This window comes from Elusimicrobia bacterium HGW-Elusimicrobia-1 (assembly GCA_002841695.1).
GTDB lineage: Bacteria > Elusimicrobiota > Endomicrobiia > PHAN01 > PHAN01 > PHAN01.
This window is the reverse complement of sequence record PHAN01000003.1, coordinates 172,823-187,904: the sequence shown is the minus strand read 5'-3', so window position 1 is coordinate 187,904 and position 15,082 is coordinate 172,823. Positions and strand designations below refer to the sequence as shown.

Below are 15,082 nucleotides of genomic sequence, written 5' to 3'. Positions count from 1 at the left end.
TGCTTATGTCAAAACGTGATTTGGTTTTATTTTGTTTTTATCCCGTATTTCGGGTCGTTATACATCTTGAATTGCCGATACATTTTCGGCTTATATTCCCCGGAAAAAATATCTTTCACAAGTTGATTCAACTCATTAATCAAGTCATCCCTTTGCAAAACCATAATATCTATCCGCTGTTTGCATTTTATAATATGCTCGGCGCCGGCATCGTTGCGTTTAGTTTGTTCGCCCATATGAAATATTTTTAAGTCGGCGATAGTTATTTTGTCGACCAAACTCCCCACAGTTTCAGCCATTGCTTTTTCCCTCCCTGTATATGCTTAATACGCACTCATCAATTTGTTCAATCAGGTCATTTCTCTGCTGGTTCAATTTGTCGATGTTTCTTTTGGCCGCGGCGATTTGATGGTCATCGTCGACGCGGGCCTTATCTTCCTCATGCCAAAGCGTGATGTTGACTTCGGACAACTTGCTTATCAATTTACCCAGTTGTTTTTCCATACAATATAATCTCCCGGTCGGCTTTATGATATTTTTAACGTTTCCCCAAAATATCCATCGCTTTTTTCAAAACATCTTCGACTGTTATATCTTTCATGCACTTGAAATCGCGGCAGGAGGTCTTTATGTCGCAGGGTGAACACGGGCATTTTTTATAAACATAAGCGGACTTATCGTTATACGGCCTGTACCATACGGGATTCGTGGCTCCGAATACACCCAGCGTGGGGACGCCCAATGCCGCGGCTATATGAATCACCCCGGAATCATTTCCTACGACGATACGGCACTTTTTCAAAACGCCCGCCAGCTCCGGGAGCGATATCTCGCCGACCAGGTTGACGGCCTTACGTTTAAGTTTGGATACAACCGCCGCGGCGATGTCGCGCTCGCCTGCGCTGCCTACCAGAACAGGCGTGACGGCAGCGACATTCTCCGCCGGATCGCTCATGCGGTTTATAAGTTCTGCGAATTTTTCCGCCGGCCAGATTTTGTGCCGGCCGCGGCTGGCCACGGCAAACGCCGCCGGTAACGACGCCTTGGAAAGCGCGACGGCGGCTATACCATCCTCCCTGTCGGGAACTTTCAACCATGGAACGAGTTCCGACGGAGCGGGAATTTGTTTGCCTTCGATTCGCGCGATAAATTCCGCCACCCTGTAATTCCGCTCGACGGCGTGCAGGCGCGGATCGTATTTCTCGACGGGACGTTCCACGAGCCACGCCAATTCGCGCAAAAGCGGCGTGGAAAATTTATTTGCCGCATTGGAAAAGCGGTTTAAAAAAGCCGACCGCAAAAGCCCCTGCAGGTCGATGACTATGTCGTAGCGACGTCGGCGTATCTCACCGAGAACCCTGAAATATTCCTTAATCCCGCCCTTGCGATCCCATTTTACAAGAGCGTCGACACCCTCGACGCAGCGCATTATACCTGCGAACTTCGTAAAGACCACCCAGTGTATTTCCGACGCAGGATAGAGGATTTTAAGCGCTTTGGCCACGGGCGCGGCGTGAACGATGTCGCCTATGCCGCTGGGTTTTATGATGAGAATTTTTTTCGGATTCATTGTGCCCCCTTTGAAATTATCAAGGCGCCGACGGGGGCATCGAACGCCGATTGGATTTGGATTTTATAGAGAGATGCGGCGAAATCCGTCAATTTTTGCCGCTGATTGCGACGTTGCCGAAGACGTCCGCGGCTTTCAGGTAAAGATGCGGAGCGTCTTGCTTAAATGACGGCGTGGTGTATATTTTGTCTCCGAAAGAGCCCAAACTGCCCTTACTCGACTTACCAAAAAGCTTTCTGTCTGTTCAAAAGGTATCGGAGAGGGGGGGATTCGAACCCCCGGTCCCGCTTTAGCGGGACAGCGGTTTAGCAAACCGCCGCCCTAAACCACTAGGCGACCTCTCCAGATTACTCAAAAATGCTGAAATATCAATACTTTTCTCATCACCCTCTTTTCGGGTGTTTTGGCCATCGGGGGGTCGGGGTGTCGAAAGGGTGTCGAGTCGCGTCCCCAACATCTCCATTGCCGTGAGTTTGTGCTCCTGAGACAGGTGGGCATACCTGAGCGTCATATTGATGCTCTGATGGCCCAAAATCTCCCTTACGGTGGCAAGTTGTATGCCCAACATGACCATGTATGATGCCGCCGTATGGCGCAAATCGTGGAACCGGAAATCGGCAATGCCCGCTTTCTTGATTATGCGCTGGAACATGCTATTGATACTGCGATAAGGCACGCCCGATTCGTTGCAGAAGACGTGGACTTCATCCGTGTTTTTGCGGCACTCATTGAGCGTTTTGCGCAAAACCCCGTTTATCGGGATTTCTCTCATCCGGCCGCTTTTGGTATTTTTGAGGATGATGATATTCTGAGCGAAATCAATGTCTTCCCATTTGAGAGGAAGTATTTCCCCCAGGCGCATTCCGGTGTGAAGCGCGGCGGTCACGATGCGCCTTATCGTCGTCGGACAGGCGTTAAGAAGCCGTCCGATTTCTTCTTGCGAGAGATAGCGCAAGCGCATATTGTTTTCTTTCAAGAGTTTGACGCTTCGCACGGGGTTCGCCGACGCCTTGGCGTTTTTTATCGCCCAGTTGAAAGCGCACTTGAGGCAGGCGAGTTCGCGGTTTACCGTCGCGGGCTTTCTTCCGTCGGCGTTGAGGCGTTTGCCTTTGTATTGTTCGATGAGGATCGGCGTTACCGCCTCAAGGCGCTTGGAGCCGTCGAAGTAAGTCAGAAGCTGCTTGACGAGTCCGATGTCGCGCTCATAGGATTTCTTGTTGGTTTTGGAATACGCCAGAAAGTCGTCGAGGATTTCTTTTAATCTGTGCACGCTCTCTTTTTTTCTGTCAAAGAACTTCCCCTCTTTTATCTCGATGCGGCGCTTGGCTATGACTTCCTCGGCGAAACGCTTTTGTGTGCCGACGGCCTCTCTCTTACGCTCGTAGCCCACGTAGTAGTCGATATACCACTGGGCACCGCGAAGAGACGCCCCGCACTTGGGGCATTTGGCCGCTTCGGCGGCAGCGGTTATCTTCGTCGCCGCGAACTGGCTCCGGCAATGAGAACATTTTTTGAATAATCTCATAATATACCCCCTCAATGATACTAAATTCCCCCTTAGAAATCACAATTCCCCGACTCATCATCACGATTCCGCGGGGATTTTCTGCGATGCTATCCATTTCTCCAAATCCGAGACGTCAAACATCAACTTGCGGCCCATTTTTATATGAGGGATGCGTTTCCTGCAAACCCAGACGTAAAGCGTGCCTTCCGTCGTGCCAAGATATTCCGCGGCCTCGGCGACTTTTAGTAGTTTTCTTTCCATAAACTTCTCCTTTGTTGAGGCGGATACAAAATCCTCCGCCGATTTTACCGACGACGACGGCGGCTGTGGTAAGGGTAATATCGCGGCGGCTTGCCGACCTTCCAGTACCAAGCGACGCGTGCAATCGTGGGAACCCTGATTTTTCTGACCACGGGCCAGCCGTTCCCGCGTCGCATAACCTCTACTGTTATATACTTCCAGACAAAACGCTTTACTATCTTTGCCATATTTCTCTCCTTAGTTACGCCCCGCCACGTCGTAAAATAAAAACCGACAGAGCGGGTGCGTGCTTTTCCTCAAGCATACCCTGCTCTGTCGGCTCACACCCACGGGACTGATTCCCGTTTAGTTATTACGAACAGAGAAAGTGTTTGGAAATATTTTTATTCGACTTCTATTTTGACTCAGCGTTTTTCAGTACAAGGCCTCCGCCATCAGTGCTATGAAGTGCGTATTTCTTTACTCGATAGTTGAAAACTATAGGCAAGTCGGATTTTTGAAGTGTTAATTTGAGTCCGCCCGGGTTCGGATGATTCTTATACGACGCAAAATCGAACTTCTTGCCGTTTATAAAATAAACAAACTGCTCGCCCTGTTTCTCGACTCGAAACTTATCGGAGAAAACCGCAGGATTAAGCAATACTTTTTTGAAAATATCATTGAGCGGCATAAGGACAATCGGTTTATCTCCCCATTTCTGCGGGACCCGACCGTCCACGCCGTGACCGGAATACCAGATTGACTTTAAATCCGAATAAAGAAAAATATCCCGCCCGACGGAAAAATCGTGAAGACGGGCGTCGACGATGTTATATCTTTGAATCCACGAGACAAACCTGTTTAATCTTTTCGGCGGTATGCCCGTGTTTTGCTTAATCTCTTTTATAATCATCAACTTGATAACATCGCCAATGGAAAATCTCCGAGGGTCATAAGCGCCCTCCTGCCCAAAAAACATCGCATCTACTGACTGCCAGTATATTATTTGACGTCGAGTAAGCCCCGCTATCTTCTTTACCTGACCAAGGGCGAGACGGCGCTCTTTACATACAGTGTGTTCAATAATATTTGCGGCAAAATACTTATCATTCAGTTGTTTGATTTTCTTGACCACAGTGGCCTCATCTTTAGGGCTTATAGTTTTTTGCTCTCCGGCCGCCTTATCGATATCAACGGCTTGGGCACTACGACGTTTAACCAGTTCATCTATCCGTCTATCCACATTTTGACGAAGGTCTTTTTCGGCTTCCGGCGTGGCTACGATCCGGCAAATCTTCTGTGACGGTTGAGTTTCATCTGAACTAGGTAAACGCTTTTTTAATCTTTGCGCATTCATGGTAGAATCCCCCAATGGGGTTTAATTAATTACATATACATGTGTTGTACATGTATATTGTAATAAAAAATCTACCGGAAGTCAAGGGTTTTTTAAGAGACGTTTTTGGGGGGCTTTAAATTGAACTTTCCGGCGGGATGTCAAAAAAAAATTTAAGAAAACAAACCCCTTTGATACACCTTACAACTTTTTAATTTTCTTTCTGTTATTTTATCGTTAGCCCCAATATCTCCAAACAAGAGTGGGGACTCGGGGTCATGCAAAGAATAGTTATGCCGAACCTTATTCATATCATAATTAGCGTAACAATACAAACACCCGTTGGGGCATGTGTTATAAGCACCGATGTCAATACTGGCAACACAACCGCACTCTTCTCTTTGCGTTTTATCTTTGGCAATATCTAATCGAATATTAAAGATTTCCTCGATCAGTTTATCATCAATGCACTTACCATGGGATATCCCGTATTTGGCAAGATCGACTTCTTCAGCACAACTTGTCAATTCTATATTATGTCTCGAAGAAACGTTCGACAGGGCATTTGCAACTTCAAACAAGTAAGCATTATCGAAATTAGCCGGTCCAACTGATGACATATTTTTCAGTATTTTTTTATAAAAATCCACGAAACTAATAACACACCTTTGGGTTTTACCTTCCAACTCTTGTGCGATATACTTGAACATTTTTACGTGATATTGAACGTCAAAATCGTTTGAAAATATTATCGGGTCATAACGCCAAATTACTCGTTTTTTGCCTATTTTATCAGATAAAGTCTTAAAAATATCCAACCTCTGATTGAGTGCCGCCACATTAGGCTCCAAACTCTTACCATACCCGGTAATCGTAAACTGAAAATAGTAATCGTAACCCCTTAATTCGTTCAATCTATTAAGCATTCCTGCTGGGTTTTTTGTCCAGAATACGATACAATCAATCAACTGTGGCGATAAATTAATACGGCTTATCTGATGAATATTCATGGGATTTCTCACCAACAAATAGCTCTCTCTAAACCGATTAAACAGCCATTCAGAATAAAAGGCGGGAATATCTGTGCGCCGACTGGCACTTATTATCATAAGTTATTTTTTATACTCAAAAAATACGCTTTGTCTTATTTCTCTCAGCGGGCTGTGCTCAAAACCAATAGGAATACTACAAACAATATGATTCTCTGGGATTGGTATCCAACTCGCGCCTTTGTATGGAGGATCATCGCAATAATATTGACGAACGCTAGTAAAAAGGTCACACACTCTGTTATGAAATACATCCCGCCCCTTATTCCGACTATTGATGTCATTAAAAATAACAAAAGCACTTTTCTTAAGTTGACTTGATACCGCCCATCTAAACGTGTCAAGAAATTTGCCCCCAAGGGAATTTTTCATAAGCGTTGAAAACAATTTGCCTATTATCACAATATCATAGCCCGAAAGATCGATATTCACGCTTACATCGTCAGTCGAAAATCGGGCACCTGTGAGCTCATATCTTGCGGATTTCCAACTATCGTTCATATCTATTCCATGATAATCAATGCTCATTGATAAGTCATTGTCTGAAATATACTTAGTGGCAGCCAAAAAATCTGGGGCGAAACCACATCCTAATGACAATATTTTTATTTTCTTGTTCATGAAATTATTTTCAAGAATTTGAGAATTGCTTAAATAATGATAGATTTCACTGACAAAGGATGGGCCATAATTTATGACGTAGTAATTAACCTTTTTGGGACAATTATATATATCTTTTCCCCCACGAAAACCGTCGTGGAAACAGGAGGGACAATCGCACGTATGGGGTTGCGGATGGCAGCAAGACAGTGTCGAATAATTCATAGCGCAACGCTTCAATAATTCTATCATAATAGTAATCACCCTCCTTTGTTTACTATCGCGTTCCCAATAACCTTTACCCTGATCATTACAACTTTAGTTCTAAATGGTCTCGGCACGCGCAAATCTCACCACAGAGAACGAACCTTCTCCCATCGAAGGCCAATTAATTCATCAGAGACCGCACTACGTTCATAGCGTCTGAAACTATTGACAATATTTTCAAATTCAAGCTTACCGATATATCGGGCAGTGAGAGTTTCCAATATCAAGAGCGTGCCCCAACAAATTTTCCGCAAGGCGGCATGAAAAGATATACCATCGGCAGAACCGGCAACAGACAGAAGGAACGAGTCAGCATCGGAATAGTTTGAGCGCAAACGTAAACGATAAAGGCAATGGAACAGTGTTGTCGGAGATAAATTATCTATGAATCGTCGTTTGACATTCGAGCAGACACGCTTGCGATTGTTAGATTCCTTCCAATCATCGCATTGCTTTTGCAAATGGCGCAGGCGTGTAGTTCTTAAAAACTTAGCATAAGAATCCCAAAATGAAACTCGCCAACTTGACATGAGACTTGAAATTGGAGAGACGGTGACATCATTCGGGAGATGGCGCAGTTGACAATCTGAAGTTTCAGGATTACCGGCACAAACCACACGCCAAGGTTGAGGGTATAAAAGCGGTCGGCGACTAATTTCCTCGGCAATCGCCTTAAGATTTGAACCATGCTCTCGTCCAACAGTTTGTCCGCTTGCATTGAAATAGGCGCGGAGGGCCAAATAGCTTGCGTAATAAGCTTGAACGGGTATCCAATGGTTGGAGTAAGAAACGAATTCATCATACTGAGCAGAAATTCTCATTTGAATCTCTGTGAACCACGCGTTGCGTAATAGCTCAGCCATTCTTCCGGTGTCTATGCTACGCCCGCCTTGGATTGATTGGAATACTGATGTCTGTACTATCGGACTGATAATACTTTCCGGGTGAGCGTAAACATCTCCGAGAAAATCAGAAATTGCACTGAGATAGTTCAGATAGGTGCGAAATCTATTTGCTTGCTCCAGCTCTTCATCAGTCGGCATGGTTATTATTGCCATCATGTGAATACATAGTTATCGTTCGCGGCCACAAACTAAATTAAAGATACAAGCATATCTCCGATAACCTTTAGAGTTATTTTCATAGACACTTGATACAATAACCATCGTCACGAGGAACGAGTATCCGGTACATTTACTTATTTGGTGTTCTGCTTACTGGGAATTGTTTCCGATTTATCCACCTGCTTATTTAATTCTTTCAGTTTTATTACAGAAATGGATTTTTTCGGGGGGTGCCCTTTACGCTTATACACTCTAGAACCTTTGCCATTGTAAACGACTTGGAAATCTCCATTTTCACTCAAGCAAAGAGCTATAAAATAGTCGAAGGTAGGAGCAGAGATCCCCAGTCCCAATGTCTTTTTTTGGGTAATTTTGACCTGTACAAGACGTCCGTCGGGCGCCTTAAAGTCGTGAGCTTTACTATTACTATCTATTTTTACAAGGCTAAAATGTGCTTTTGCGTATGCTTCGCCAATGTCACCAATAAGCTTGCCGTCGAGAGTGAAATTCCATTCTGGGAAATCGGCGTGGAGTTTTTTTCTAGCACTCTGAAGGGTTTTTACAGCAACGCGTAATTTTGATTCTGCTGTTATCATTCCATTACCACCACACAAATACTATACTATCCGCGTAAGCAGCAAAGACGAACTGCTACTTTCCGTGCAATACTCCAACCAATCATGGTTCAACCGTAAACCAAAAAAGCCCGCGGCGGCAGAAAGCCGCACGGGCTGTCATTTTTTTGAACCGTTTTTCCCCGAAAGCATACAAACTTTCATCCAACCCCCGCATGACCATTTACTTCATACGAGATAATTCTACAAATCTGGTCGGGGCGTGTCAAGCGGTGCCATGCAAAACACAATCTTGCACGTTTTGTCAACGTGGCGAATAAGAAATCGAGATGCTGTGTGTATTTTCAAAAATCTTGTTTATGCCCATAGTGTAGTCGAGTCTGAGCGAACGCGCGGCAAGATTAAGCCCAAAACCTACGGCGAAAGTCTCGACGGCACTGCTTTTGTATCCGCCGCGAAGAAAAAAAGTCCCGTCGATAATCGCCTCAACACCCGCCTCTGGCGAAAGTATCGCGTCGCGCACGTTATATGGGATGTTAACGCCGGCAGTATAATTTTTCCCGGCCGCGCCGATGATACAGGCCGCAGTCAGAGGAAGTTTTTCTTCCTCGGTGATGTATTTCATCGACGAGCCGATATTTTTCACGGCAAACCCCACAAAAAAATCACTCTTCGGGTCGCGGGAAATAGTGCCTATATCAAAAGCAATCGCGGAGGCAGCGGCATAGTCGGCGAGACGAGAAGAATAAATCTTGACGCCCGCTCCGATAGAGCCCTCGCCGCGCACGGCGCTAACGCCGATGGCGGCCATATAATCGCTTTGCGCTTTCACCGTACGGGCACGACCCAAACTGTCATAAAACTCAAGCGGACCGCCATCATAGTGACCGACGAAAATGCCCGCGCGGATATCGCCAAAGTTCTTTTGGTCGACTTTTCTTTGAAAGTTTTTAACCGCACCCGCGTAATAATATGCGTCGTCGCCCATAAAACCTCTTGATACCGAGGTTTCGAGCGAGTAATCTGAAACGGCTATCATCGCCGGGTTAACGAGCAGAGACGACGGAAGTCCGTCGGTGGCTGCGAAGACCTCGCTTGCGGCAAGGCGGGCCGACGGCGGTTTTGTAAGTAGTATTTCGGCCCGGCAAATTCCGGCGGCAAAAAAAAGCGCGGATACAACTGCCGCCGACATGGCCCATCTGTTTGTGAATACTCTTAAATTATTTATCGAATCACGCATATCTTTTTTATTTTCCTGATTCCCGCGCCTTCAATAAAGGCAGGATATATTCCGCTTGTCGCCGTTCTTCCTCCGTGAAACGTCCCGCGCCACTCAAAGAAAGCGGAGCGGCCCGCAGAAACATTTTTTTCCTCGGTATAGGCCGCGCTTCCGTCGAGAGGCGTAATGCTTATCTTAACGACGCCGTCGACAGCAGGCACGAAATAAATATTTACTTTTTCACCGGCAGACGGATTAAAATATCCCCTATCGACGCCTGCGCTCACATACTGCACCCCGGCCTCGCCGCGAGCAAGTGTCGGTTCCTCCGACGGGTTCGTAGGATCTTGCGTGGAGATATACGTGGAAACTGTCAAGGCAAAAGATGACGCAACGGTATCACCGTTCAGCGCGGCTATGCGATAATAATAAGTAGAGCCGCCTGTTATAGCATGGTCGGTATAGGTTATATCCGTAAGTGCATCGTCGGAGTCGACGATAGTTGAAAAATCGCCGTCGTTTTTTGCTCTTTGTATCGGCCAGCGGGTCTGCGAGGGATTCCCGTTGGCGCCCCATGAAAGCGCAATACCGCCCGCTTTGGAAGCGGAGGAAACGGCTGGTTGCACAGGCGGGTTGGCGAGGGTGTAGACCTGACCGGAAAGCAATGATGACCACTGATACCAGAATGACTCGCTGTAGTCGGATATCGCGTCGTTGTATGCCGCTATAGACACACTGGCAGACGTATTCGGGGACAGTCCTCCCTGAACCCACTGCACAATATTAGACGAAACCTCTACCAAGGTTCCCCCCGCCGCATTTTTGACTATGAATTTTTTCTCATTGACGGAGTTATCGTTCCAAGTCCATCGTATTGAGGATGTAGAAAGCGCCGCGCCCGCCACTCCCGACGGAGCAACGGGTATAGACATCACCTTAAATACATTCAGACGCCCTCCCGTCGAAACCTTACCGCTCAAAGACGCTTTCTGTTCGACGCCACCGAGTAACACTGCGCGCAATTGTTCGACACTTAAGTTTGGATTGGATGCCAACACAAGTGCCGCCGCTCCGGCCACATGCGGCGCGGCCATCGAGGTGCCGTCTTTGTAAGCAAGAGAATAAGAGTTTATGCTTAGTGGCTTACGGACAACACTAACATCATCTATATAAACCCCGTCGTAATTATATGAGGAGTCGGATGAAATGCCGAAACCGAAATAACGCACTCCATATACTTCAACCAAAGATGTTATATCTATAGATGCCTGTGAAAAAACACCGCCTGATGATCCCGTTCTTCTGTCATTACTGTTTCCCGTGAACAGATAAAGCGGCAACCAGTTGGTTTTATCAACAGAAACAATTATGTCAAGAAAGTCATAATTATTCTCAAGGTCATATCTAACTTTGAAGTTCAAAAAGTATTTACTGTCCTTGGTGTAAGTGATGGGCGTATTGCAGTAAGCAAAGGTCTGTGTAGACACCAGATTATCGGTGTAATTTCCGCCAAGGCTGTCTTGTAAACTGTTAGGTAACGAAACCCTCTGCTCACTGTTTATACTCCAAGTATTGTTTGTGCCTTTAGTGTACCAATCTCCGGTATAATCCCCGTCAAAACCCGTGCTATATACAGTTGATGAACCCTCGTCATAAATGGCCACTGTGCTGTATATGTTTACGCCGGGCGCAGCAAGGTGGACTTTGGTTGCCCCATAGTTTGAAAAAGACGCCAGATTATCGTTCTGGTCGGTCGCGGCCACAGAAATTATATTTGATAAGTTGTAAGAAGCCGGATATTTCGGTTTGGTATCGTTGTTGTCGGCGTCATTTCCGGCTGCCGCGACAAATAAAACTCCGGCATTTTTCGCCGCCTGTATTGCCTGATATGTCAAATCTCCGTCGTAGCCGCCATACCCGCTTAAACTTGCATTTATTATTTTTGCCCCGCCGGAAACAGCATGATTGATGCCCTTAATCAGCGTATCACTCTTGGAGCCGCTCCCCGAAACGCCAAAAACTTTTATGGGCATTATCTTTGTGCGCCAGTTAACGCCGGTTATTCCGCTTGAGTTATTGCCCACAGCGCCTATGGTTCCCGCGACATGCGTTCCGTGAGTGTTGTAGTCAGTGGCATCCGAATCGTCATCGAAAAAATCATAACCACTCCCGGCCCAAATGTTCGCTGACAAGTCGGGATTGGCCGCCGCTATACCCGAATCAATCACCGCAACCACCACGGCGGTCGTGCCCGTCGTTATATCCCAGGCATAATCGGCGTCTATATCGGCATCCGCCGTACCGGCTGTTCCGTCGACCGTTTGCCCCGTGTTCTTAAGCCCCCAAAGCTGATTAAACGAAGTGTCGTTTGGGACTGCGTTCAAATAATAAATGTAGTTCGGCTGAGCATGTTCTACGAGAGGATTTTTCCTGAAATCCGCGACGCTCTCGGCAATCGTCTTGCCTTTTTTTATTTTAATCCTTCTGACTTTACGCTTCTTCTCGTGAGTGGCAAAAAACTCCCCGGTGGCAAGCGACCCCTTAGATGAAAGCATTGAAGATATTTGATTTTCCGAAGCGTTGGGTTTATAGATAACAAGTATCTCGTCAGGAACGTATTCGATGGGTTTTGTTTCGAGGTTTTGTGGCGGGGCTTTTTGCTGGGCGCGAAGAGGTGCAAAAATAGTGAGCCCTACCGCCACGGCGACAAGAAAATGTTTTACATTCTTCATAAATCCCCTAAAATCAGTCGCCCATCAATTTCCGCGCAACAGCATTACGCACTTTTTCTTCGAGGTCAACGTCATTGCCCTTATCTATCCATTGTTCCGTCCACGATTCCCAACCCTGTTTCTCGGCACGGACATCAATCTCAAGCGGGGCAGTTTTCTTCTGAGTCCTGACGGAAACCCTTGTTCTTGTTTCCTTGGCTCCGAGAAAACCTCGTTTTTCCTTCCAGTTAGTTTGTAGGTATCCAGATTCTTTTTCCAGTATTGCAATATCGAAATCTTCCGAAATAGCGGCGACTATTTTGGGCCAAACCTTGTCAAAATCCTTGCTTACTTTATATTCGGGCGGGAAAAGCGGCCGCCAGACGGGGGCAGTGGCGCATCCGATAAAACCTACAAGTATCAACAAAACCAATGGGGTAAAAACTTTTTTCATGACTTTCCCTCCCTTGCTGGATTTACGTAGATTATAGAAAATCAAGAGGGCAAAGTCAAGCCATAAGGCGATATTTAATACGCCTTTTAGGTGGTAGTGTGACGCGGCGGGGATATTGTAAAATAATCGCCCTAAAGCGTGAACCGCAAGGCGAGCGCAAAGGCGGGATTTGACTTATGGAAAAAATCTACAAAAACGTGGCGCAAACGCTCAGAGCACGGAGAGAAGAGGCCGGAATCACTCAAGAAAAACTATCCGAAGCGTCGGGCGTTTCGGCGAAGTTTATAAGCGACGTCGAGCGCGGCGTCAAAAAGCCGTCGATTGTGACGGTAGCAAAAATGGCACGGGCGTTGAACGCGGACTTCGGAGTATTTGCCGGCGATGAAGAAGGATATTTACCGAATCCGCCCAAACCGGGTCTGACGCGATGGCTGGCCATGTGGCGACGACTTGAACGTCTGAACGATAAAAAACGCCTCGCCGTGATAAACGCGTTCGAGGCGATGGTATCATCTCACACCGAAGGATTTTCTCAGAAAGCCGAATCAAAAGTAAAACTCTCCGTAAAATCTACGAAAGGTTTCAAGCGCCAGCCCCGCAAACCCACCGGCGAGGCGTGGCTGATAGGTTGAGTTTTTAGGATTGTTCCCTTCAAAAATACCCGCCCCCCAAAAAATCTACTAAGACAAAGACGCGCCTGCTTTCATGGCTGCGATCACAATCTTTGCGCACGCCTCGGCATCAGATTTAGCGTTATGATGTTGCAACGGTATGTCTAAATGCGCGCAGACATCGGATAATTTAGTCGGCCTTAGCCCCCAAATCTCTCTGGCAAGACGCATAGTGCATTGAAACGGAACATCGGGCAGTTTAAAATTCGCCTTACTACAACATTTATCGAGCACCGCACGATCAAAAGGGGCGTTGTGCGCCGCAAGAAACTCAACGCCTGAAATTACTTTGTGCAAGTCGGGCCATATCTGAGAGAATTTGGGAGCATCGACCACATCTTCCCACGTGATACCGTGCACGTGCGTAAAAACAAATTCCTGGCGCGGGGGGCGGATGTAGTGATGGACGCGCTCGACAATCTTATTGTCTTCCACCCGCACTACAGCCACAGAGCACGCGCTGTCGTGCCAATAGTCGGCAGTTTCAAAATCTATTGCGGCGAAAACCGGTGGGCGGGATGATTTTACGATTTGCTTTTTTGACATATTGCCTCCACATTCAACAGCCCCGATTCAAGCGACAACACCACAGTTACAAAACCGAGCCGTGGGTTGTGGTTTAGCGTCTCCCCCCCCACTCTCTCAGAAAAACAGTCCCCCATTTTTATTATAATATTTACCCCTCAGAATATTGCGACTGTAAATTATTTTAAATTCACTTTTGCCAGCCCTAAGCGGAGGCATCACAGAACAACTTATAACAGCAACATTAAGCGCACAAACGCAAATAAATTGGATAAACCACATATACTCACGCAACACAAGAATACTCTTTGCAGTAAACGAAAAACAGATACAAAAACACATGCCGAGCAATCCAACATGCATAAGCCACCGCTCGAAACGCGTGGGGACCAGAAAATATTCCTTGAAATGATACGTCTGATACCTCAAAGCCGCGTCATAAAACTTCTTCAATACAGCCAGCAAAGCTGGCAACAAAACAAGATTGTCGAACCTAATAAACTCGGAAATATTCATAGCAAGCCCTCTGATATTATCCAATCCTATCCCTCTTTGCCAAATTATGTCTCGCGCAAAGAAGTTGGATATTTTCTGCGTCGCGCGAAGAGCCACCTTTACTGTAAGGAATAATATGGTCAAAATGAAGATTATCGACCGCACCACACTCGACACACTTACCCTTATCACGTGCCCAAACTATACGCTTGACTTCCGACGGAATTATACGAGTATGATCAATATCTGACTGCTCAGCATTCTTTTCACTTAGTGATTCGTCCGTGATTGCCAATTTAAACTTAAACACGTCACGGCGGCCATCACTTTCCATCCAAGCATCTTGAAGCTCAAACAATCCATTGTATGCCCAAATACCAGGCCTGATTTTTTCATAAACCTTAACGAGTTCTGGACTTTTGGCGTTCTTTTTATACTCGCCAGCCGCCTTAAAAAACATTCCATTTTGCGTCAATGACCCGCTTGGATTTTTCATAGGCTGATCATATTTTTTCGGATCATCGACCCCTTTGGTTTTAGGGATGTCATGCCCCTCATAAATAAGCGTTTTACCATTACCCTCGACGCGATCTGAATATGGCGCACCAGTTTGTGTGCTCATCAAAATGACACTATAGCCAGGTGCGAGGTGATAATTCATACCTTTTTGTAAACTAAATTTTTCTTCCTGACACATAGTTTGATAAGAAATTACATCGCCGGGTTTAATCATAAAATAAAAAAGCCCGAGGCGCCAATAGACGCCCGGGCGATTACAATTCCCCCCGTTGAAAGCTTT

At 46.2% G+C, this 15,082-nt stretch carries 17 protein-coding genes, 1 tRNA gene and 1 pseudogene; 2 read left to right on the top strand and 17 right to left on the bottom strand.

Going from position 1 to position 15,082, the window contains the following annotated elements:
- Positions 1-26 precede the first annotated feature (26 nt).
- From CVU77_02935 to CVU77_02905, 7 genes and pseudogenes are all read right to left on the bottom strand, one after another.
- Positions 27-299, bottom strand: a complete 273-nt coding sequence (locus CVU77_02935; protein PKN01904.1) for a hypothetical protein — start codon at positions 297-299, stop codon at positions 27-29.
- Complete coding sequence (locus CVU77_02930) at positions 292-504, bottom strand: hypothetical protein (GenBank protein PKN01903.1); 213 nt, start codon at positions 502-504, stop codon at positions 292-294. The genes CVU77_02935 and CVU77_02930 overlap by 8 nt, the downstream gene beginning before the upstream one ends.
- A 34-nt stretch (positions 505-538) precedes the next feature.
- Positions 539-1,570, bottom strand: coding sequence for a hypothetical protein (locus CVU77_02925; GenBank protein PKN01902.1), 1,032 nt, complete (start codon positions 1,568-1,570; stop codon positions 539-541).
- Between the two features lie 255 nt (positions 1,571-1,825).
- Positions 1,826-1,914, bottom strand: a tRNA-Ser gene (locus CVU77_02920).
- Between the two features lie 140 nt (positions 1,915-2,054).
- A pseudogene (locus CVU77_02915) lies at positions 2,055-3,095 on the bottom strand (hypothetical protein).
- Between the two features lie 60 nt (positions 3,096-3,155).
- Positions 3,156-3,338, bottom strand: a complete 183-nt coding sequence (locus tag CVU77_02910; protein ID PKN01901.1) for a DNA-binding protein — start codon at positions 3,336-3,338, stop codon at positions 3,156-3,158.
- Positions 3,339-3,732: 394 nt separating this feature from the next.
- A complete protein-coding gene (locus CVU77_02905) occupies positions 3,733-4,230 on the bottom strand; it encodes a hypothetical protein (GenBank protein ID PKN01900.1) in 498 nt (165 codons plus the stop codon).
- Between the two features lie 162 nt (positions 4,231-4,392).
- Between CVU77_02905 and CVU77_02900 the strand changes: the two genes are divergently transcribed.
- The gene (locus CVU77_02900; GenBank protein ID PKN01899.1) at positions 4,393-4,620 is read left to right on the top strand and encodes a hypothetical protein; all 228 of its coding nucleotides are present in this window, start codon (positions 4,393-4,395) and stop codon (positions 4,618-4,620) included.
- 206 nt (positions 4,621-4,826) lie between these two features.
- Here CVU77_02900 and CVU77_02895 read toward each other — a convergent pair whose 3' ends face one another.
- The 7 genes from CVU77_02895 to CVU77_02865 all read right to left on the bottom strand — a co-directional run bounded on the left by CVU77_02895 (position 4,827) and on the right by CVU77_02865 (position 12,592).
- Positions 4,827-5,762, bottom strand: a complete 936-nt coding sequence (locus CVU77_02895) for a hypothetical protein (protein ID PKN01898.1) — start codon at positions 5,760-5,762, stop codon at positions 4,827-4,829.
- 3 nt (positions 5,763-5,765) lie between these two features.
- The gene (locus CVU77_02890; protein PKN01897.1) at positions 5,766-6,323 is read right to left on the bottom strand and encodes a hypothetical protein; all 558 of its coding nucleotides are present in this window, start codon (positions 6,321-6,323) and stop codon (positions 5,766-5,768) included.
- A gap of 727 nt (positions 6,324-7,050) precedes the next feature.
- Entirely contained in the window at positions 7,051-7,287 is a 237-nt protein-coding gene (locus CVU77_02885) for a hypothetical protein (protein ID PKN01896.1), read from the bottom strand.
- Positions 7,288-7,767: 480 nt separating this feature from the next.
- Complete coding sequence (locus CVU77_02880) at positions 7,768-8,229, bottom strand: hypothetical protein (GenBank protein ID PKN01895.1); 462 nt, start codon at positions 8,227-8,229, stop codon at positions 7,768-7,770.
- A 283-nt stretch (positions 8,230-8,512) separates the two neighbouring features.
- The gene (locus CVU77_02875; protein ID PKN01894.1) at positions 8,513-9,448 is read right to left on the bottom strand and encodes a hypothetical protein; all 936 of its coding nucleotides are present in this window, start codon (positions 9,446-9,448) and stop codon (positions 8,513-8,515) included.
- The gene (locus CVU77_02870; protein ID PKN01893.1) at positions 9,433-12,159 is read right to left on the bottom strand and encodes a hypothetical protein; all 2,727 of its coding nucleotides are present in this window, start codon (positions 12,157-12,159) and stop codon (positions 9,433-9,435) included. Before CVU77_02870 ends, CVU77_02875 begins: the two co-directional genes overlap by 16 nt.
- 13 nt (positions 12,160-12,172) lie before the next feature.
- On the bottom strand, positions 12,173-12,592 hold the full coding sequence (locus CVU77_02865; protein ID PKN01892.1) for a hypothetical protein: 420 nt from the start codon (positions 12,590-12,592) through the stop codon (positions 12,173-12,175).
- Positions 12,593-12,768: 176 nt separating this feature from the next.
- Between CVU77_02865 and CVU77_02860 the strand changes: the two genes are divergently transcribed.
- Entirely contained in the window at positions 12,769-13,224 is a 456-nt protein-coding gene (locus CVU77_02860) for a hypothetical protein (protein ID PKN01891.1), read from the top strand.
- A 48-nt stretch (positions 13,225-13,272) separates the two neighbouring features.
- On the opposite strand, the gene CVU77_02855 is transcribed toward CVU77_02860, so the two are convergent.
- From CVU77_02855 to CVU77_02845, 3 genes are all read right to left on the bottom strand, one after another.
- Positions 13,273-13,809, bottom strand: a complete 537-nt coding sequence (locus CVU77_02855; GenBank protein ID PKN01890.1) for an exonuclease — start codon at positions 13,807-13,809, stop codon at positions 13,273-13,275.
- Between the two features lie 96 nt (positions 13,810-13,905).
- On the bottom strand, positions 13,906-14,328 hold the full coding sequence (locus tag CVU77_02850) for a hypothetical protein (protein ID PKN01889.1): 423 nt from the start codon (positions 14,326-14,328) through the stop codon (positions 13,906-13,908).
- Positions 14,321-14,944 (bottom strand): HNH endonuclease, encoded by a 624-nt coding sequence (locus tag CVU77_02845; protein ID PKN02026.1) that lies wholly within the window; start codon positions 14,942-14,944, stop codon positions 14,321-14,323. Before CVU77_02845 ends, CVU77_02850 begins: the two co-directional genes overlap by 8 nt.
- Positions 14,945-15,082: the final 138 nt, after the last annotated feature.

Coding starts and splice junctions, on each gene's coding strand:
- CVU77_02935 (PKN01904.1), bottom strand. CDS start 299: ATGGCTGAAACTGTGGGGAGTTTGGTCGACAAAATAACTATCGCCGAC.
- CVU77_02930 (PKN01903.1), bottom strand. CDS start 504: ATGGAAAAACAACTGGGTAAATTGATAAGCAAGTTGTCCGAAGTCAAC.
- CVU77_02925 (PKN01902.1), bottom strand. CDS start 1,570: ATGAATCCGAAAAAAATTCTCATCATAAAACCCAGCGGCATAGGCGAC.
- CVU77_02910 (PKN01901.1), bottom strand. CDS start 3,338: ATGGAAAGAAAACTACTAAAAGTCGCCGAGGCCGCGGAATATCTTGGC.
- CVU77_02905 (PKN01900.1), bottom strand. CDS start 4,230: ATGATTATAAAAGAGATTAAGCAAAACACGGGCATACCGCCGAAAAGA.
- CVU77_02895 (PKN01898.1), bottom strand. CDS start 5,762: ATGATAATAAGTGCCAGTCGGCGCACAGATATTCCCGCCTTTTATTCT.
- CVU77_02890 (PKN01897.1), bottom strand. CDS start 6,323: ATGAACAAGAAAATAAAAATATTGTCATTAGGATGTGGTTTCGCCCCA.
- CVU77_02885 (PKN01896.1), bottom strand. CDS start 7,287: ATGCAAGCGGACAAACTGTTGGACGAGAGCATGGTTCAAATCTTAAGG.
- CVU77_02880 (PKN01895.1), bottom strand. CDS start 8,229: ATGATAACAGCAGAATCAAAATTACGCGTTGCTGTAAAAACCCTTCAG.
- CVU77_02875 (PKN01894.1), bottom strand. CDS start 9,448: ATGCGTGATTCGATAAATAATTTAAGAGTATTCACAAACAGATGGGCC.
- CVU77_02870 (PKN01893.1), bottom strand. CDS start 12,159: ATGAAGAATGTAAAACATTTTCTTGTCGCCGTGGCGGTAGGGCTCACT.
- CVU77_02865 (PKN01892.1), bottom strand. CDS start 12,592: ATGAAAAAAGTTTTTACCCCATTGGTTTTGTTGATACTTGTAGGTTTT.
- CVU77_02860 (PKN01891.1), top strand. CDS start 12,769: ATGGAAAAAATCTACAAAAACGTGGCGCAAACGCTCAGAGCACGGAGA.
- CVU77_02855 (PKN01890.1), bottom strand. CDS start 13,809: ATGTCAAAAAAGCAAATCGTAAAATCATCCCGCCCACCGGTTTTCGCC.
- CVU77_02845 (PKN02026.1), bottom strand. CDS start 14,944: ATGAATTATCACCTCGCACCTGGCTATAGTGTCATTTTGATGAGCACA.